The organism is Variovorax paradoxus (genome assembly GCF_009498455.1).
Lineage (GTDB): Bacteria > Pseudomonadota > Gammaproteobacteria > Burkholderiales > Burkholderiaceae_C > Variovorax > Variovorax paradoxus_H.
Map to the genome: position 1 here is coordinate 3,101,895 of NZ_CP045644.1, position 20,215 is coordinate 3,122,109.

At 65.3% G+C, this 20,215-nt stretch carries 8 protein-coding genes and 1 pseudogene; 8 read left to right on the plus strand and 1 reads right to left on the minus strand.

The window, feature by feature from the left end:
• The first annotated feature begins 146 nt into the window (after nucleotides 1–146).
• The 7 genes and pseudogenes from GFK26_RS14180 to GFK26_RS14210 all read left to right on the plus strand — a co-directional run bounded on the left by GFK26_RS14180 (nucleotide 147) and on the right by GFK26_RS14210 (nucleotide 18,826).
• Complete coding sequence (locus GFK26_RS14180; protein ID WP_153282505.1) at nucleotides 147–344, plus strand: ESPR domain-containing protein; 198 nt, start codon at nucleotides 147–149, stop codon at nucleotides 342–344.
• Nucleotides 345–1,005: 661 nt separating this feature from the next.
• A pseudogene (locus GFK26_RS34675) lies at nucleotides 1,006–9,765 on the plus strand (beta strand repeat-containing protein); the annotation flags it as partial.
• 1,563 nt (nucleotides 9,766–11,328) lie between these two features.
• Complete coding sequence (locus tag GFK26_RS34680) at nucleotides 11,329–13,395, plus strand: YadA family autotransporter adhesin (protein WP_416222568.1); 2,067 nt, start codon at nucleotides 11,329–11,331, stop codon at nucleotides 13,393–13,395.
• 95 nt (nucleotides 13,396–13,490) lie between these two features.
• Nucleotides 13,491–14,642: a DUF2827 domain-containing protein gene (locus tag GFK26_RS14195; RefSeq protein WP_153282506.1), complete on the plus strand. Its 1,152-nt coding sequence runs from the start codon at nucleotides 13,491–13,493 to the stop codon at nucleotides 14,640–14,642.
• Nucleotides 14,639–15,802 (plus strand): DUF2827 domain-containing protein, encoded by a 1,164-nt coding sequence (locus GFK26_RS14200; RefSeq protein ID WP_153282507.1) that lies wholly within the window; start codon nucleotides 14,639–14,641, stop codon nucleotides 15,800–15,802. The genes GFK26_RS14195 and GFK26_RS14200 overlap by 4 nt, the downstream gene beginning before the upstream one ends.
• Before the next feature lie 11 nt (nucleotides 15,803–15,813).
• On the plus strand, nucleotides 15,814–16,413 hold the full coding sequence (locus tag GFK26_RS14205) for a hypothetical protein (RefSeq protein ID WP_153282508.1): 600 nt from the start codon (nucleotides 15,814–15,816) through the stop codon (nucleotides 16,411–16,413).
• A gap of 154 nt (nucleotides 16,414–16,567) precedes the next feature.
• Complete coding sequence (locus tag GFK26_RS14210) at nucleotides 16,568–18,826, plus strand: acyl-CoA dehydrogenase (RefSeq protein WP_153282509.1); 2,259 nt, start codon at nucleotides 16,568–16,570, stop codon at nucleotides 18,824–18,826.
• Here GFK26_RS14210 and GFK26_RS14215 read toward each other — a convergent pair.
• On the minus strand, nucleotides 18,729–19,586 hold the full coding sequence (locus GFK26_RS14215) for a helix-turn-helix domain-containing protein (RefSeq protein WP_153282510.1): 858 nt from the start codon (nucleotides 19,584–19,586) through the stop codon (nucleotides 18,729–18,731). The two genes, GFK26_RS14210 and GFK26_RS14215, sit on opposite strands and share 98 nt — an antisense overlap.
• Nucleotides 19,587–19,718: 132 nt before the next feature.
• On the opposite strand from GFK26_RS14215, the gene GFK26_RS14220 reads away from it, so the two are divergent.
• Nucleotides 19,719–20,132, plus strand: a complete 414-nt coding sequence (locus GFK26_RS14220) for a hypothetical protein (protein ID WP_153282511.1) — start codon at nucleotides 19,719–19,721, stop codon at nucleotides 20,130–20,132.
• Nucleotides 20,133–20,215: the final 83 nt, after the last annotated feature.

A 20,215-nucleotide genomic window follows, 5' to 3' on the forward strand; every position in this document is an offset into this window, starting at 1 on the left:
CAAATGTAAACGGCTGCGTACATTACCGCGTCCATTGTGAACGTCAGGGTAACTACGACCCTGGCGGGGGTGACGAACCGCGGGCGGTCGTTGCCTTCCTCCTCCGTTGATACCGCGCCCGCCTTTGTGAACCGAGCTCGAAGAATATGAACAAGTCTTATCGAAGTATCTGGAATGAAGCCTTGGGGGCCTGGGTTGCGGCGTCTGAATTGACTTCGGCGCGAGGGAAGAAGAGCAAGTCGCGAGTGGCGACTGTGGCTGCTTTGGTGGTGGCGGAGCGGCGGCGGGGTATGGGGTGGGGCGTTGGCTCAATACGCGCTCAACGGGAGTACGGCAACAGATGAATCGATAGCTATCGGCAGCAGTAACGCCAATGGTGACCGGGCCACTGCGTCGGGCAACGGGGCTGTTGCGATAGGGCAAAACGCGAAAGCAACCGGTGGCGTTGCCATCGGCGGCAGTGCCAATGCCAATGGCACAGGGGCTGTCGCGATGGGGCAATCTGCGCTCGCCAACGGCACCCACGCCGTTGCCATCGGGCAGCAGGCCACTGCGGTCAGCGGTGGCGTCGCCCTTGGATACAACGCTCAGGCACCCCAGGACGCGGCGGTCGCGATCGGATGGGGCGCGAATGCGACCGGGTCGGCCTCGGGCATCGCCATCGGCGATCGTTCCAACGCCACGGGCACCAATGCGATTGCGATCGGCGGCAATGCTGGCGCGACGGCCACGTCGGCAAACGGCGCCGGCGCCCTTGCGGTGGGTTCTGGCGCGCAGGCTAGCGGGACGGGCGCGGTGGCGTTCGGCGGTCTGGGCGGTACCGTCGGTGGCTCCCGCGCCACCAACACGTATGCCGTTGCCATCGGCGCTGCGGCCCAGGCGACAGGCTCCGGTGCTGTCGCACTGGGTGGCGACGCCACCAGTGCCGCAGTCGCGGCCGGCACCAATTCCCTGGCTTTCGGTGCGGGCGCCACAACGAACACAGGTACGTCTGGTGCCGTAGCCATGGGCGCCAACGCTCAGGCCACGGCTTCCGACGCGTTCGCCATGGGCACGGGGGCCAAGGCCAACGTTGCCGGCGCGATGGCATTGGGCTTGAACGCGCAGGCGATTGCGGCCAACGCGGTTGCCATCGGCGCCAATGCGATTGCCAGCACTGCCACTGCGACGTCCAGCGCGACGATCGGCTCGGTGACCTACTCGGGCTTCGCCGGCACTGCGCCCATTGGCGTGGTCAGCGTGGGCACGGCCGGTGGCGAGCGGCAGATCACCAACGTGGCGGCTGGACGGATCACGGCGACCAGCACCGATGCAATCAACGGCAGCCAGTTGTACTCGACGCTGAGCACGACCAACAGCAGCATCGGCAGCCTGTCCACCGGCCTGAGCACCACCAACAGCAGCGTCAGCAGCCTGTCGACGTCTGCATCGTCGGGCCTGAGTACGGCCACCAGTCGCATCACCAGCCTGTCGACGTCGACGTCGTCCGGGCTGAGCACGGCCACCAGCGGCATCTCGAGCCTGTCTACGGGCCTGAGCACGACGAACAGCAATGTCAGCAGCCTCTCGACGTCCACGTCGAGCGGGTTGAGCACTGCCAACAGCAATGTGAGCAGCCTGTCGACCTCGACGTCGTCGGGGCTGAGCACGACCAACAGCCGCGTCGACAGCCTGTCAACGTCGACGTCGTCCGGACTGAGCACGGCGACCAGCGGTATCTCAAGCCTGTCCACGAGCCTGAGCACAACGAATAGCAACCTCGGCAGCTTGTCGACGTCTACTTCGTCGGGGCTGAGCACGGCGAGCAGTCGAATCAACAGCCTGTCGACCTCGACGTCGTCCGGCCTGAGCACGGCGACCAGTGGCATCTCCAGCCTGTCTACGGGCCTGAGCACGACGAACAGCAATGTGAGCAGCTTGTCGACCTCGATGTCGTCGGGCCTGAGCACAGCGACCAGTGGCATCTCCAGTCTGTCGACCGGGTTGAGTACCACCAACAGCAACGTCAGCAGCCTCTCGACCTCGACCTCCTCGGGCCTGAGCACGGCCGCCAGCGGTATTTCCAGTCTTTCGACCTCGACGTCGTCTGGCCTGAGCACGACCAACAGTCGTGTCGACAGCCTCTCGACGTCCACGTCTTCTGGTTTGAGCACAGCCACCAGTGGCATCTCCAGCCTGTCGACAGGTTTGAGCACCACGAACAGCAACGTCAGCAGCCTGTCGACGTCGACATCGTCCGGCTTGAGCACCGCAACGAGCGGCATCTCCAGCCTGTCCACGGGCCTGAGCACCACGAACAGCAACGTCAGCAGCCTGTCGACCTCGACGTCGTCGGGCCTCAGTACAGCCACCAGCGGTATCGCGAGCCTGTCCACTGGCCTGAGCACTACCAATAGCAACGTCAGCAGTCTTTCGACCTCCACCTCGAGCGGTCTGAGCACGGCCACCAGCGGCATCTCCAGCCTGTCCACGGGCCTGAGCACCACGAACAGCAATGTGGGCAGTCTGTCGACGTCCACGTCGACTGGCCTCAGCACGACCAACAGCCGCATCGACAGCCTGTCGACGTCGACGTCGAGCGGCCTGAGCACCGCCACGAGCGGTCTCTCGAGCCTGTCCACCGGCCTGAGCACAACGAACAGCAATGTCAGCAGCCTGTCGACTTCCACGTCGTCGGGTTTGAGTACGGCTACCAGCGGCATCTCCAGCTTGTCGACAGGTCTGAGCACCACGAACAGCAACGTCAGCAGCCTGTCGACCTCGACATCGTCTGGTCTGAGCACGGCGACGAGCAGCATCGACAGTCTGTCGACGTCCACTTCGAGTGGTCTGAGCACGGCGGCCAGTGGCATCTCGAGCCTGTCTACGGGTCTGAGCACGGCAAACAGCAACGTCAGCAGCCTGTCGACTTCGACGTCGTCGGGTTTGAGTACGGCTACTAGTGGTATCTCCAGCCTGTCCACCGGCCTGAGCACCACCAACAGCAACGTCGGCAGCCTGTCGACCTCAACATCGAGCGGCTTGAGTACGACCAACAGCCGCATCGATAGCCTCTCGACGTCGACGTCGTCGGGCCTGAGCACTGCCACGAGCAGCATCGACAGCCTGTCGACTTCTACGTCGAGTGGACTGAGCACCGCAACCAGCGGCATCTCGAGTCTGTCCACTGGCTTGAGCACGACGAACAGCAATGTCAGCAGCCTGTCGACTTCGACGTCCTCGGGTCTGAGCACGGCTACGAGCAGCATCGACAGTTTGTCGACGTCCACATCGTCCGGCCTGAGCACCGCAACCAGCGGTATTTCCAGCCTCTCCACGGGCCTGAGCACGACGAACAGCAATGTCAGCAGTCTCTCGACCTCCACGTCGTCCGGATTGAGCACGGCCACGAGCAGCATTGACAGTCTGTCGACGTCCACCTCGAATGGTCTGAGCACGGCGACCAGTGGTATCTCCAGCCTGTCCACGGGCCTGAGCACGACGAACAGCAATGTCAGCAGTCTCTCGACCTCCACGTCGTCCGGATTGAGCACGGCCACGAGCAGCATTGACAGTCTGTCGACGTCCACCTCGAATGGTCTGAGCACGGCGACCAGTGGTATCTCCAGCCTGTCCACAGGTCTGAGCACGACCAACAGCAATGTCAGCAGTCTCTCGACTTCGACATCGTCCGGTCTGAGCACGGCAACGAGCAGCATCGATAGCCTGTCGACGTCTACGTCGTCTGGCCTGAGTACCGCGACCAGCGGCATCTCGAGCTTGTCCACCGGCCTGAGCACCACGAACAGCAATGTCGGCAGTCTGTCGACGTCGACGTCGTCGGGCTTGAGCACGGCGACGAGCAGCATCGACAGCTTGTCGACGTCCACTTCGAGCGGTCTGAGCACGGCGACCAGTGGCATCTCGAGCCTGTCCACGGGCTTGAGCACGACGAACAGCAACGTCAGCAGTCTGTCGACTTCAACGTCGTCGGGCCTGAGCACGGCTACGAGCAGCATCGACAGTCTCTCGACTTCGACCTCCTCGGGCTTGAGCACTGCGACCAGTGGCATATCGAGCTTGTCCACCGGCCTGAGCACCACCAACAGCAATGTCAGCAGTCTCTCGACCTCGACGTCCTCGGGTCTGAGTACGGCCACGAGCAGCATCGACAGCCTCTCGACTTCGACCTCGTCTGGCCTGAGCACTGCCACCAGCAGCATCGATAGTCTGTCGACGTCCACTTCGAGTGGCCTGAGCACGGCGACCAGTGGCATCTCGAGCCTGTCCACGGGGCTGAGCACCACGAACAGCAACGTCAGCAGCCTCTCGACTTCCACATCGAGCGGTCTGAGCACTGCGACCAGTGGCATCTCCAGCTTGTCCACTGGCTTGAGCACCACCAACAGCAACCTGGACAGCCTGTCGACGTCCACGTCGTCCGGCCTGAGCACCACCACCAGCGGCATTGCCAGCCTGTCGACTTCGACGTCGTCTGGCCTGAGTACGACCAACAGCCGTATCGACAGCCTCTCGACTTCCACATCGTCGGGCCTGAGTACCGCGACCAGTGGCATCTCGAGCCTGTCCACGGGCTTGAGCACGACGAATAGCAACGTCAGCAGCCTCTCGACCTCGACGTCCTCGGGCCTGAGCACGGCCACGAGCAGCATCGATAGCTTGTCGACGTCCACTTCGAGCGGTCTGAGCACCGCAACGAGCGGGATCTCCAGCCTGTCGACTGGCCTGAGCACCACCAACAGCAACGTCAGCAGCTTGTCGACCTCGACATCGTCGGGTCTGAGCACGGCTACAAGCAGCATCGATAGTCTCTCGACCTCGACGTCCTCCGGATTGAGCACGGCGACCAGTGGTATTTCGAGTCTGTCTACGGGCCTGAGCACGACGAACAGCAATGTCAGCAGTCTCTCGACCTCCACGTCGTCCGGATTGAGCACGGCCACGAGCAGCATCGATAGTCTCTCGACGTCGACTTCGAGTGGCTTGAGCACGGCGGCCAGCGGTATCTCGAGCCTTTCCACAGGCTTGAGCACCACCAACAGCAACGTGAGCAGCCTGTCGACCTCGACGTCGTCGGGTCTGAGCACGGCTACCAGCAGCATCGATAGCTTGTCGACGTCCACCTCGTCTGGGCTAAGCACTGCCACCAGTGGCATCTCCAGTCTTTCGACTGGCCTGAGCACCACCAACAGCAATGTGAGCAGCCTGTCGACCTCGACGTCGACGGGCTTGAGCACGGCGACGAGCAGCATTGACAGCCTGTCGACGTCCACCTCGAGTGGTCTGAGCACAGCGACCAGTGGCATCTCCAGTCTGTCGACGGGCTTGAGCACGACCAACAGCAATGTGAGCAGCCTGTCGACTTCCACGTCGTCGGGTTTGAGCACCGCCACGAGCAGCATTGACAGTCTGTCGACGTCCACTTCGAGTGGTCTGAGCACGGCGACCAGTGGTATCTCCAGCCTGTCCACAGGTCTGAGCACGACCAACAGCAATGTCAGCAGTCTCTCGACTTCGACATCGTCCGGTCTGAGCACGGCAACGAGCAGCATCGATAGCCTGTCGACGTCTACGTCGTCTGGCCTGAGTACCGCGACCAGCGGCATCTCGAGCTTGTCCACCGGCCTGAGCACCACGAACAGCAATGTCGGCAGTCTGTCGACGTCGACGTCGTCCGGTCTGAGCACGGCCACGAGCAGTATTGACAGTCTGTCGACCTCGACATCGTCTGGCCTGAGCACGGCTACCAGCGGCATCTCCAGCCTGTCCACGGGCTTGAGCACGACGAACAGCAATGTGAGCAGCCTGTCGACGTCCACGTCGAGTGGTTTGAGCACAGCGACCAGTGGCATCTCCAGTTTGTCCACCGGCCTGAGCACTACAAACAGCAACCTGGACAGCCTGTCGACCTCGACTTCGTCCGGTTTGAGCACGGCGACCAGTGGTATCTCCAGCCTGTCTACTGGCTTGAGCACGACGAACAGCAACGTGAGCAGCCTGTCGACTTCGACGTCGTCGGGTCTGAGCACGGCTACCAGCAGCATCGACAGCTTGTCGACGTCCACTTCGAGCGGCCTGAGCACTGCGACCAGTGGTATTTCGAGCCTGTCCACGGGCTTGAGCACGACGAACAGCAACGTCAGCAGTCTGTCGACATCAACGTCGTCTGGCCTGAGTACCGCAACGAGCGGGATCTCCAGCCTGTCTACCGGCTTGAGCACGACGAACAGCAATGTGAGCAGCTTGTCGACTTCGACGTCGTCCGGGCTGAGCACTGCGACCAGTGGCATCTCCAGCCTGTCCACTGGCTTGAGCACCACGAACAGCAATATCAGCAGCCTGTCGACCTCGACGTCGTCTGGTCTGAGCACGGCTACGAGCAGCATCGATAGCCTCTCGACTTCGACCTCTTCGGGCTTGAGCACTGCGACCAGTGGCATCTCCAGCTTGTCCACTGGCTTGAGCACCACCAACAGCAACCTGGACAGCCTGTCGACGTCCACGTCGTCCGGCCTTAGCACCACCACCAGCGGCATTGCCAGCCTGTCGACTTCGACGTCGTCTGGCCTGAGTACGACCAACAGCCGTATCGACAGCCTCTCGACTTCCACATCGTCGGGCCTGAGTACCGCAACCAGCGGCATCTCGAGTCTGTCCACAGGCTTGAGCACCACGAACAGCAATGTCAGCAGCCTGTCGACTTCGACGTCCTCGGGTCTGAGCACGGCTACGAGCAGCATCGACAGTTTGTCGACGTCCACATCGTCCGGCCTGAGCACCGCAACCAGCGGTATTTCCAGCCTCTCCACGGGCCTGAGCACGACGAACAGCAATGTCAGCAGTCTCTCGACCTCCACGTCGTCCGGATTGAGCACGGCCACGAGCAGCATTGACAGCCTGTCGACGTCCACCTCGAGTGGTCTGAGCACAGCGACCAGTGGCATCTCCAGTCTGTCGACGGGCTTGAGCACGACCAACAGCAATGTGAGCAGCCTGTCGACTTCCACGTCGTCGGGTTTGAGCACCGCCACGAGCAGCATTGACAGTCTGTCGACGTCCACTTCGAGTGGTCTGAGCACGGCGACCAGTGGTATCTCCAGCCTGTCCACAGGTCTGAGCACGACCAACAGCAATGTCAGCAGTCTCTCGACTTCGACATCGTCCGGTCTGAGCACGGCAACGAGCAGCATCGATAGCCTGTCGACGTCTACGTCGTCTGGCCTGAGTACCGCGACCAGCGGCATCTCGAGCTTGTCCACCGGCCTGAGCACCACGAACAGCAATGTCGGCAGTCTGTCGACGTCGACGTCGTCCGGTCTGAGCACGGCCACGAGCAGTATTGACAGTCTGTCGACCTCGACATCGTCTGGCCTGAGCACGGCTACCAGCGGCATCTCCAGCCTGTCCACGGGCTTGAGCACGACGAACAGCAATGTGAGCAGCCTGTCGACGTCCACGTCGAGTGGTTTGAGCACAGCGACCAGTGGCATCTCCAGTTTGTCCACCGGCCTGAGCACTACAAACAGCAACCTGGACAGCCTGTCGACCTCGACTTCGTCCGGTTTGAGCACGGCGACCAGTGGTATCTCCAGCCTGTCTACTGGCTTGAGCACGACGAACAGCAACGTGAGCAGCCTGTCGACTTCGACGTCGTCGGGTCTGAGCACAGTCACGAGCAGCATCGACAGCTTGTCGACGTCTACTTCGAGCGGTCTGAGCACTGCCACCAGTGGTATCTCGAGCCTGTCCACGGGCCTGAGCACGACGAACAGCAGCCTGGACAGCTTGTCGACCTCGACGTCCTCGGGTCTGAGCACCGCCACCAGCGGTATCTCCAGCCTGTCTACGGGCCTGAGCACGACAAACAGCAACGTCAGCAGTCTGTCGACTTCGACGTCGTCGGGTCTGAGCACCGCCACCAGCAGCATCGACAGCCTGTCGACGTCGACTTCGAGTGGTCTGAGCACCGCCACCAGTGGAATCTCGAGTCTCTCGACCGGCCTGAGCACGACGAACAGCAATGTCAGCAGCCTCTCAACCTCGACGTCCTCGGGCCTGAGCACAGCCACGAGCAGCATCGATAGCCTCTCGACATCGACGTCTTCCGGGCTGAGCACAGCGACCAGCGGTATCTCCAGCCTGTCCACTGGCCTGAGCACCACGAACAGCAATGTGAGCAGTCTCTCGACCTCGACATCATCGGGTCTGAGTACGGCCACGAGCAGCATCGACAGCTTGTCGACGTCTACGTCGAGCGGCCTGAGCACGGCGACCAGCGGCATCTCGAGTCTGTCCACTGGCCTGAGCACGACGAACAGCAACGTGAGCAGCCTGTCGACCTCCACGTCGTCGGGTCTGAGTACGGCTACGAGCAGTATCGACAGCTTGTCGACGTCTACTTCGAGCGGTCTGAGCACCGCGACGAGCGGGATTTCCAGCCTGTCGACTGGCCTGAGCACGACGAACAGCAACGTGAGCAGCTTGTCGACTTCTACGTCGTCTGGTCTGAGCACGGTGACCAGTGGTATTTCGAGTCTGTCCACTGGCTTGAGCACGACGAATAGCAACGTCAGCAGCTTGTCGACCTCGACGTCGTCCGGCCTGAGCACCGCGACGAGCGGGATTTCCAGCCTGTCGACTGGCCTGAGCACGACGAACAGCAACGTCAGCAGCCTGTCGACTTCCACGTCGTCCGGCCTGAGTACGGCCACGAGCAGCATCGATAGCTTGTCGACGTCTACTTCGAGCGGTCTGAGCACGGCGACCAGTGGCATATCGAGCTTGTCCACGGGGCTGAGCACCACGAACAGCAACGTGAGTAGCCTGTCGACCTCGACGTCTTCTGGATTGAGCACGGCTACGAGCAGCATCGATAGCTTGTCGACGTCTACTTCGAGTGGTTTGAGTACCGCGACCAGCGGTATCTCGAGCCTGTCCACGGGGCTGAGCACCACGAACAGCAACGTCAGCAGCCTCTCGACCTCGACGTCTTCTGGATTGAGCACGGCTACGAGCAGCATCGATAGCTTGTCGACGTCTACTTCGAGTGGTTTGAGTACCGCGACCAGCGGTATCTCGAGCCTGTCCACGGGGCTGAGCACCACGAACAGCAACGTCAGCAGCCTCTCAACATCGACGTCGTCCGGTTTGAGCACTGCCGCCAGTGGCATATCGAGCTTGTCCACGGGCCTGAGCACGACAAACAGCAACGTCAGCAGTCTGTCGACTTCGACGTCGTCGGGCCTGAGCACGGCCACGAGCAGCATCGACAGCCTGTCGACGTCGACTTCGAGTGGTCTGAGCACCGCCACCAGTGGAATCTCGAGTCTCTCGACCGGCCTGAGCACGACGAACAGCAACGTGAGCAGCCTGTCGACTTCGACGTCGTCGGGTCTTAGCACCGCCACCAGCAGCATCGATAGTCTGTCGACGTCCACCTCGAGTGGCCTGAGCACGGCGACCAGTGGCATCTCGAGCCTTTCCACCGGCTTGAGCACCACGAACAGCAATGTGAGCAGCCTGTCGACTTCGACGTCGTCCGGTTTGAGCACGGCTACAAGCAGCATCGATAGTCTCTCGACCTCGACGTCCTCCGGATTGAGCACGGCGACCAGCGGCATCTCGAGTCTGTCCACCGGCCTGAGCACCACGAACAGCAACGTCGGCAGCCTGTCGACCTCGACGTCGTCGGGATTGAGCACGGCCACGAGCAGCATCGACAGCCTCTCGACGTCCACGTCGAGTGGCTTGAGCACGGCGACCAGTGGCATCTCGAGCTTGTCCACCGGTCTGAGCACCACGAACAGCAACGTCAGCAGCTTGTCGACCTCTACGTCGTCGGGCCTGAGTACGGCCACGAGCAGCATCGACAGCCTGTCGACATCTACTTCGAGTGGCCTGAGCACGGCGACCAGTGGCATCTCCAGCCTGTCCACGGGCCTGAGCACCACCAACAGCAACGTCAGCAGCCTGTCGACCTCGACGTCGTCGGGCTTGAGCACAGCGACCAGCGGCATCTCGAGCCTGTCCACCGGCCTGAGCACGACGAACAGCAATGTGAGCAGCCTGTCGACTTCGACGTCGTCGGGTCTGAGTACGGCCACGAGCAGCATCGACAGCTTGTCGACGTCTACTTCGAGCGGTTTGAGCACAGCGACCAGCGGCATCTCAAGTCTGTCCTCCGGCTTGAGCACCACGAACAGCAACGTCAGCAGCCTTTCGACTTCGACGTCGACGGGTCTGAGCACCACTAATAGCAACCTGGACAGCCTCTCGACGTCTACGTCGAGCGGCCTGAGCACTGCCACCAGTGGTATCTCGAGCCTGTCCACGGGCCTGAGCACGACGAACAGCAACGTCAGCAGCCTGTCGACCTCTACGTCGTCGGGTTTGAGTACGGCCACGAGCAGCATCGACAGTCTGTCGACGTCCACTTCGAGCGGTCTGAGCACCGCAACGAGCGGGATCTCCAGCCTGTCGACTGGCCTGAGCACCACGAACAGCAACGTCAGCAGCCTGTCGACTTCAACGTCATCGGGTCTGAGCACGGCTACCAGTGGTATTTCGAGCCTGTCGACTGGGCTGAGCACGACGAACAGCAACGTGAGCAGTCTCTCGACCGGCCTGAGCACCGCCACCAGTGGCATCTCCAGCCTGTCCACTGGCCTGAGCACCACCAACAGCAACGTCGGCAGTCTGTCGACCTCTACGTCGTCTGGCTTGAGCACGGCCACGAGCAGCATCGACAGCTTGTCGACGTCTACTTCGAGCGGCCTGAGCACTGCGACCAGTGGCATCTCGAGCCTGTCCACCGGCCTGAGCACGACGAACAGCAACGTCAGCAGTCTGTCGACGTCCACATCGAGTGGTCTGAGCACTGCAACCAGTGGCATCTCGAGCTTGTCCACAGGCCTCAGCACCACGAACAGCAATGTGAGCAGCCTCTCGACGTCCACGTCGTCGGGTCTGAGCACTGCCACGAGCAGCATCGACAGCTTGTCGACATCTACGTCGAGCGGCCTGAGCACTGCGACCAGCGGGATATCGAGCCTGTCCACCGGCCTGAGCACGACGAATAGCAACGTCAGCAGCCTGTCGACTTCCACGTCGTCGGGTCTGAGTACGGCTACCAGTGGTATTTCGAGCCTGTCCACTGGGCTGAGCACGACGAACAGCAACGTCGGCAGCCTGTCGACTTCGACGTCGTCGGGTCTGAGCACAACCAACAGCAACCTGGACAGCCTCTCGACGTCTACGTCGAGCGGCCTTAGCACGGCGACCAGTGGCATCTCCAGCCTGTCCACAGGCCTGAGCACCACGAACAGCAATGTGACCAGCCTGTCGACTTCGACGTCGAGCGGCCTGAGCACCGCCACCAGCGGCATCTCCAGCCTGTCCACAGGCCTGAGCACCACGAACAGCAACGTCAGCAGTCTGTCGACCTCCACGTCGTCGGGCCTGAGCACTACCACGAGCAGCATCGGCAGCCTCTCGACCGGCCTGAGCACCGCCACCAGCGGCATCTCCAGCCTGTCCACCGGCCTGAGCACCACCAACAGCAACGTCGACAGCCTCTCGACCTCCACATCGACCGGCCTGAGCACCACCACCAGCAACATCGACAGCCTGTCGACCGGCCTGAGCACGACGAACAGCAACGTCAGCAGTCTCTCGACCTCGTTCTCGACCGGCCTGAGTACCGCCACCAGCGGCATCTTCAGCCTGTCGACGGGCCTGAGCACGACGAACAGCAACGTGAGCAGCCTGTCGACGTCGACGTCGAGCGGCCTGAGCACGGCGAACAGTGGCATCGGCAGCCTGTCGAGTGGCCTGAGCACCGCCACCAGCGGCATCTCGAGCCTCTCGACCGGCCTGAGCACGACGAACAGCAACGTGAGCAGCCTGTCGTCGGGCCTGAGCACGACGAACAGCAACGTGAGCAGCCTGTCGACGTCCACGTCGTCCGCCCTCAGCACGACGAACAGCAATGTGAGCAGCCTGTCGAGCTCGGTGTCCACCGGCCTGAGCACGGTCAACAGCAATGTCGACAGCCTGTCCACCGGCCTGAGCACGACCAACAGCAACGTGAGCAGCCTGTCGACGGGACTGAGCACCACGAACAGCAACGTCAACAGCCTCTCGACGTCGACGTCGGCGGGCCTGAGCACGGCGACGAGCGGCATCAACAGCCTGTCGACGGGCCTGAGCACGACGAACAGCAACCTGGACAGCCTGTCCACCAGCGTGGGCGGTGCGGCCAGCGGCCTGGCCAGCCTGTCGACCTCGACGTCGAGCGGCCTGAGCACGGCCACGAGCAGCATCAGCAGCCTGAGCACGACGGTCAGCTCGATCTACAACGGGGGCACGAAGTACTTCCACGCGAACTCGACGAACACGGACTCCAAGGCCAGCGGCCAGGAAGCCGTGGCGATCGGGCCGCGTACCGAGGCCAGCGGCGCGAACGCCTTCGCCGCCGGCAACGGCGCGAAGGCCACGGCCGACGGCGCGGTGGCGGTGGGCTTCGGGGCGCAGGCCACGGGCACCAACGCGATTGCCATCGGCACCGGGGCGCTGGCCACGGGCTCGCAGGCCTTCGGCGCGAACTCCCGTGCCGGCGGCGGCGGCGCGGCCTTCGGCGACAGTGCCGACGCCGGCGGCACGCCGCTGAGCGCCGCGAAGAACATCTCGCAAGGCACGGCCATCGGCTTCGGCGCGGTGGTGCAGCAGACCGGCGGCGTGGCGCTGGGTGCGAACTCGGTGGCCTCGACGGCGGCGGGCGTGGCCGGCTACGTGCCGGGCAGCGCGAACGCGGAGCAGGCCGCGGCCATCCGGGCGACGACCGGCACGCAGGGCGCGGTGTCGGTGGGCGATGCGGCCAACGGTCAGTTCCGCCAGATCACGGGCGTGGCCGCCGGCTCGGCCGACAGCGACGCGACCAACGTGGCGCAGCTGAAGGCAGCGTCGGCAGCGTCGAAGGCCAGCAGCGTGCAGTACGCGACCAACCCCGACGGGTCGGTCAACTACAACCAGATCACGCTGGGCGCCGGCGAAGCGGCGGGCGGCACGCGCATCAGCAACGTGGCGCCGGGCGTGCTGCCGGGCGATGCGGTCAACCTGGGCCAGTTGCAGCAGGTGCAAAAGCAGGTGGGCGACGTGGCGCGCATCGCCTACTCGGGCACGGCGATGGCCTTCGCGATGTCGGGCACCTACCTGCCGACGCTGTACCCGGGCGAGAAGACGATCGGCGTCGGCCTGGGCTCGTACCAGGGTTACAGCGCCGTGGCGCTGACCTTCAAGGCCCTGTCGGACGACGGCAAGATGTCCTGGGGCGCGGGCCTGACCTCCACCGGCAAGGAGTGGGGCGTGAACGCAGGCATCGGCTGGAAGTGGAAGTAAGCCGCTGAGCGAGCAAGCGCCAGGCTGACGCCCGGCCCCGGTGGCTCCCGCGCCCTGTGCGCGGGAGCCCTTGTTTTTTGGTACACACTTCGGCCATGCGCATCGGTATTTCAGTCCTCTCCCACGCGGGGCAGAACATCTGGGAAAACGGCATGGGACAGAACGTCCTGTTCCTGGCCCGGCTGCTGCAACGCATCGAATTCGTCGAATCCGTCACGCTCATCGACGCGGGCGACCAGCACGCCATGCCGCCGCAGGTCGACCTGTCGGGCATGGGGCTCACGCTGGGCCGAGCGCGCGAACTGACCGACGCGCTCGACGTGGTCATCGAAATGGCGGGTGCGCTCGACGTGCAGTGGCTGTCGTACTTCCGCGCCTGCGGCGGGCGCGTGGCCTTCCACGGCGTGGGGCAGCCCTTCGCGGCGCTGGCCGAGCCGATCATCTTCAGTGACAAGGGGCACTTCGGCGCCACCGACCGCTGCGACGAGATCTGGCTGCTGCCCAAGGACGCGGGCTTTGCGCCGATGATGCGCACGCTGCACCGCTGCCCGGTGCATGAGGTGCCGTACCTCTGGTCACCGCAGTTCCTGGCGCAGCGCGTCGACGAGGTGCAGGCACAGGGCTTCCGTTTCGGCTACCAGCCGCGCACGGCGGAGCAACCGGGCTTTCGGGTGGCGATCTTCGAGCCGAACATCTCGGTCGTGAAGTCGTGCAGCATCCCGATGCTGATCTGCGACGAGGCCTGCCGCGCGAACCCGGAGCATGTCGCGGCGATGCACGTGCTCAACACGCTGCACCTGAAAGACCACCCGACGATGCTCTACCTGGCGAACTCGCTGGACATCGTGCGCCAGCACAAGGCCACCTTCCACGGGCGCCACGACTTCGCCGGCTTCATGGTGCAGAACGCCGACGCGGTGGTGTCGCACCAGTGGCAGAACGACCAGAACTACAGCTACCTCGACGCGCTGTACGGCAACTACCCGCTGGTGCACAACTCGCCGTGGCTGCGCGACGCGGGCTACTACTACCCCGAGTTCGACATCGCCGTCGGCGCCGAGCAACTGGCTGCGGCCGTGCGCGGCCACGATGCGCAGCTCGACGACTACCGCGCGCGCAGCCAGCGCGTGTTCGACGCGATCGATCCGATGCACCCCGCCAACATCGACGGCTATGCGCAGCGGTTGCTGAACCTGGTCGGTGGCGATCCGGCGTTCCGTGCCGGCAACGCGAAGGTTGCCCAATGAGCGAAGCGCAGAACAACACAGGACCGCGCGCAGCCGTCACACCCACCAAGCTGAAAGTCGGCGTCTCCATCTTCATCCGCAAGGGCGAGCAGAGCCTGTGGGAGAACGGCGTTTATCAAAACTGCCTGTTCCTCGTGATGCTGCTGCTGCGCTCGCCCTGCGTCGAGCGCACGGTGCTGGTGGCTGGCGGCGGCGATGGCGGTCCGGCCGACGCCACCCATTTCCTGGCCGATTCGCCGGTGCCGATCATCGACATGGCCACCGCCGCGCATGAGCTCGACCTCATGATCGAGATGAGCGCGCAGCTCGGTCGCGACTGGTCGGTGGCGTTCCGCGAACGCGGCGGCAAAATCGTTTCGATGCGCGTGGGCAACGACTACGTGATCGACATCGAGCGCATGACCTTCAACAAGCCGCACGGCATGCTGGTCAGTGGTGCGCCGTACGACGAGGTGTGGACGCTGCCCGAGTACGAAACCTCCTGCAAGCCGTACTTCGCGAGCACCTTCCGCGCGCCCACCAAGCTCATGCCGCACCTGTGGAGCCCGATGGTGATCGAGAAGGCCATGGCGCGCGGCACCGAGGGCAAGCGCTTTGCCTACGAACCGGGCCGCACGCAATGGCGCGTGGCCATCTTCGAGCCCAACATCTGCATGGTGAAGACCAGCTTCATTCCGATGCTGGGCTGCGAGTCGGCGCACCGCGCGCAGCCGCGTCTCATCGAGAAGATGTGGGTCTACAACAGCTTCCACCTGAAAGAGAAGCCGAACTTCATCGCTTTTGCCCAGAGCCTCGATCTCGTGCGCCACGGCCTGGCGACTTTCGAGGGGCGTTTTCCGCTGTACCAGGTGCTGCCGGGCGCGATCGACGCGGTCTTTGCGCACCACTGGGAGAACGCGCAGAACTACCTCTACTACGAGGCGCTTTACGGCGGCTGGCCGCTCATCCACAACTCGCACCTGATCGGCGACTGCGGCTACCGCTACCACGGCTTCGACTGCGAGGAGGGCGGGCAGGCGCTGCGGCGTGCGTTCGCCGAGCACGACGCCAACCTGCCGGCCTACCGCGCGCGCGCCCGCGCACTCATCGCGAAGCTCGACCCGGAAGGCGAGGAGAACGTGCGCCTCTACTCGGCGGCCATCGAGAGCCTCTACGCGTGAAGGCGACACCGATGAACGTCCTTGCCCGATCCACCGTTGCAGCATGCATGCTCGCGATCGCCGGCAGCGCGCTCGCGCAAGGCGTGCTGGCCCCGCCCGCCCAGCCGCAAGACACGCTCACGCGCGCCGCCGCCAGCGTCGGCATCCAGCGCTGCCTGCCCGCCATCACGCGGCTGGCCTCGCTCACCGTGCAGGGCAGCCGCGCGCACGACGTGCTGCTCGACTGGGACCGCAAGCGCCCCGACGCCGGCCCGGTGTTCTCGCTGGTGGGCATCCAGTACCCGAACGCCGGCGTGGCCGCGTCGATCACCGCGATTCCTGACGACAGCGGTGCCTGCACCGTGGCGGCCGAGCGCATCTCGGTCGCGCCCTTCACCTGCGCCAGCGTGGCCGAGCAGGAACTGAAGAACTACAAGCGCACGCCGCTGCTGCCGATCTACACGGTCTACACCGACGACAAGGAGCCGACCTCGTCGGTCTCGCTGATCGATTCGCCGCCGGGCTGCCTCGTGATCCGCCGCTACGTCGAGTACGGCTGGCGCGATCCGAATGCGCCGATGCCCGCTGCTGCACCGGCAGCACCGGCCGGGCAGGCGCCCAAGCGCCGCTGATCCGGCGCCGGTTCACGGGCTTGCGCGGGCCCGTCTCCGACACGCGCGAACGCCCTTGACCGGCCCGGTGCGAGGCGGTGCGGTCCAACAATGGACGCACGCCGCGCTGTGCTTTTGCGCTTGTCTTGTGGGCGCGGCCTCACAAGGAGACCCCATGTCACTCGCGTCCCTGATCGGCCGATGGGCGATGCAGCCTTTCTCCCACGCCCTGCCACCGCTGGGCGACACCGAGCGTGCCGCGCTCGAGGCCGGCACGGTCGGGTTCGAGGGCCGGCTCTTCGCCGGGCGCCCCGATTTCGATGTGCTCACGGCCGTCGGTCCCAACCAGCTCAGGGCGCGCGAAGAAGCCTTTTTTTCGAACGAGGTGCCCGCGCTGTGCCGCATGCTCGACGACCACGCCATCGACCAGGCGCGCGACCTGCCGCCCGAGGTGTGGCGCTTCCTGCGCGAGAAGCGCTTCTTCGGGATGATCATTCCCGAGGCATTCGGCGGCCTGGGTTTCGGCCACTTCGCGCATGCCTCGGTGGTGGCGCGCATCGCGAGCGTCAACGTCGCAACCGCCGTCACGGTGATGGTGCCCAACTCGCTCGGGCCGGCCGAGCTGCTGCTGCGCTACGGCACCGACGCACAGAAAGACCACTACCTGCCGCGCCTGGCCGACGGCCGCGAGCTGCCGTGCTTCGGCCTGACCTCGCCCTACGCGGGCTCCGACGCCGCCGCCATTCCTGACCGCGGCGTGCTCGTCGAGCGCGAGTTCCAGGGCCGGCGCACGCGCGGCTTCCTGGTCGATTTCGACAAGCGCTACATCACGCTCGCACCGGTCGCCACCGTGGTCGGCCTCGCGTTCCATGCCATCGACGAGAGCCGACCCGAAGGCCAGCGCGAACTGGGCATCACCTGCGCGCTGATTCCCGTGCCGCACGAGGGCATGGAGATCGGCCGGCGCCACCGTCCGATGGACAGCGCCTTCATGAACGGCCCGATCCGCGGCCGGCAGGTGTTCGTGCCGATGGACTGGGTCATCGGCGGCGAGCCGCAGGTGGGCCAAGGCTGGCGCATGCTGATGGAGTGCCTGGCCGCGGGCCGCGCCATCTCGCTGCCCGCGCTGGGCTCGGCGATGCAGCAGACGGCGCTGTACGTGAGCAATGCCTACGGCCAGATCCGCGAGCAGTTCGGCCTGCCGGTGGGCAAGTTCCATGCGGTGGCGGGGCTGATCGCGCAGATGTCGGCCGAGCTGTACGCGAGCGATGCCGCACGCCGCTTCACGGCCGCCGCGCTCGACGCGGGCGAGCGGCCCAGCGTGGCCAGCGCGATCCTCAAGGTGCAGCTCACCGAGGCCGGGCGCCGCGCGGTCAACCATGGCATGGACATCCTCGGCGGCAAGGGAATCATCTCGGGGCCATCCAACCTGCTCGGCGTGGCCTACCGGCAGGCGCCGATCGCGATCACGGTGGAGGGCGCGAACATCCTCACGCGCGCGCTCATCGTGTTCGGGCAGGGCGCGGTGCGCTGCCATCCGCACGTGCTCGACGAAATGGCGGCGGTGCAGGCGAAAGACGAAACGGCACTGGGCCAGGCGCTCATCGCGCACGGCAAGCATGTGGCGGTGAACCTGTGGCACAGCCTCTTCGGCGCGCCGGTGCTCGGCGATCCGCCCGAGGCGCTGGCGGCTGAAGCGCGGCTCATCGCGCGCATGAGCGCCAAGTACGCGCTCACGGCCGACCTGGCGATGGGGCTGCTCGGCGGCAAGCTCAAGCGCATGGAGCTGCTGTCGGCGCGGCTGGGCGACGTGCTGGCCCACCTCTACCTGGCGAGCGCCTGCGTGTGGCGCTACCGCGTCGATGCGGCGCCCGAGCTGTTGCCCTTTGCGCAGGCGGCGATCCGGCTGCAGCTGGACGAGGCCGGCAAGATCCTGCGCGACCTGTACGCCAACCTGCCGACACCGGGGCGGCGCCTGCTCGGCGCGCTGGTGTTGCGGCGCACCGCGCATCTGGCGCCGCTGCGCGACGTGCAGCTGATGGCGCTGGCCGAGCTGCTGCGCACGCGGCCGGACGTGGTCGCGCGTCTCGTGCCCGACTTGGCCGAGCCCGGCCCGGGCGGCCTGCGCGACCTGATGCAGGCCATGGCGCTCGGCGCGCAACTGGGTGACGAGACCGCCGCGCTCAACAAGGTGCTGCGCCGCACGCGCTCGCTCGACGAGGCCGCGCGCTCGGCCACCGACCCCGCGCTGGCGCTGGCCTACCTGCAGGCGGCCGACAAGGTGATCCAGGTGGACGACTTCGAGGGGCCGGCGCGTGAGCCGGAGGCGGCCGACCTCAGCCGCGCGCCTGCTGTGCAGCCAGCGCCGTCAGGGCCGCCGCCGTCTGCTCGTCCGCCGGAAAGAACGATTCCACCGCGAGTTCCTGCAACGTGACGTCCACCGGCGTGCCGAAGATCGTGATGGTGCTGATGAAGCTCAGCACGCCGCTCGGCATGACCACCTGGAACGGCACGGCCACCGCCGACAGGGCGGTATCGAGCAGCGGTGCGTCGTGGCTCACGGCCGGCGGCGGGTAGCCCTCCAGCTCGTCGTGCAGCGCCTGCAGCACGGTGTCGCCGGTGGCGGCGATCTGCTGCTGCAGCCGCTCGAGCAGGTGGGTGCGCCATTGCGCCAGGTTCGCGATGCGTGGCGCCACGCCGTCGGGGTGCAGGCTCAGGCGCAGCACGTTGATCGGCGGCTTCAGCAGCTCGGCCGAGCAGCCTTCCATGAGCAGCGGCACCAGCGCGTTGTGCGCCACCAGGTTCCAGTGGCGGTCCACGGCCAGCGCGGGGAAGGGCTCGTGGCCCTTCAGCACCAGGTCGATGGCGCGGCGCGCCGAGGCCATGGCGGGGTCGTCGAGCGAGCGCTGGCGGTACATGGGCGCGAAGCCGGCGGCCACCAGCAGCGCATTGCGCTCGCGCAGCGGCACGTCGAGCCGTTCGGCCAGGCGCAGCACCATCTCGCGGCTGGGCGCGGCGCGGCCGGTTTCCACGTAGCTCAGGTGGCGGGTCGAGACCTCGGCCTCCTGCGCCAAGTCGAGCTGGCTCAGGCGGCGGTGGGTGCGCCAGTGCCGCAGGTGGGCGCCGAACGGGTCGCGTGCGCCGGGAAGGCCGGCGGCGGCGGCCTTGGACGAATGGGTGCGGGGGGTGTTCATGGAGCCGCATTCTGGCGCGACGGCGGCGCCGCGCCATGACCTCCCAGGTCATCGACGCGATCCACGCCCGGCGGAATCATCGACCCCAACGCAGCAGGACTGGCCTGCAGCGTACCCACCCAGGAGATTCACATGTCTGTTTTCGCTTCCCCCCGCTTCCTGTCGAACGTGATGTGGGCCGACGCCGCTTCGTGCGCTGCGACCGGCGCGCTGCAGGTCGCGTTCACCGACGTTCTCGCTTCCCTGACTGGTCTCCCGGCCTGGCTGCTCATGGGCACCGGCGTGTTCCTGCTGGCCTATGCGGCGGCAGCCGCCTTCATGGCCAGCCGCGCCACGCCGCCGCGCACGCTGATCGGCCTCGTGGTCGTCGGCAACTTCGCCTGGGCCGTGGCCTGCGTGGCGCTGCTGGTGAGCGGCGTGTTCGCGGTCACCGCGCTCGGCACCGCCTGGGTGCTGGCGCAGGCGCTGTGCGTGGTCGTGCTGGCCGAGCTGCAATGGACCGGGCTGCGCCGTTCCCGGGGCGCTACCCGCATGGCGATGGCCTGAGCGCCTGACCGTCCGCTGCACGCTCGCCCAGCGCCCGCCGCACCCCGTGCGGCGGGCGTTTTTGCTATGAGAACCATAGTTTT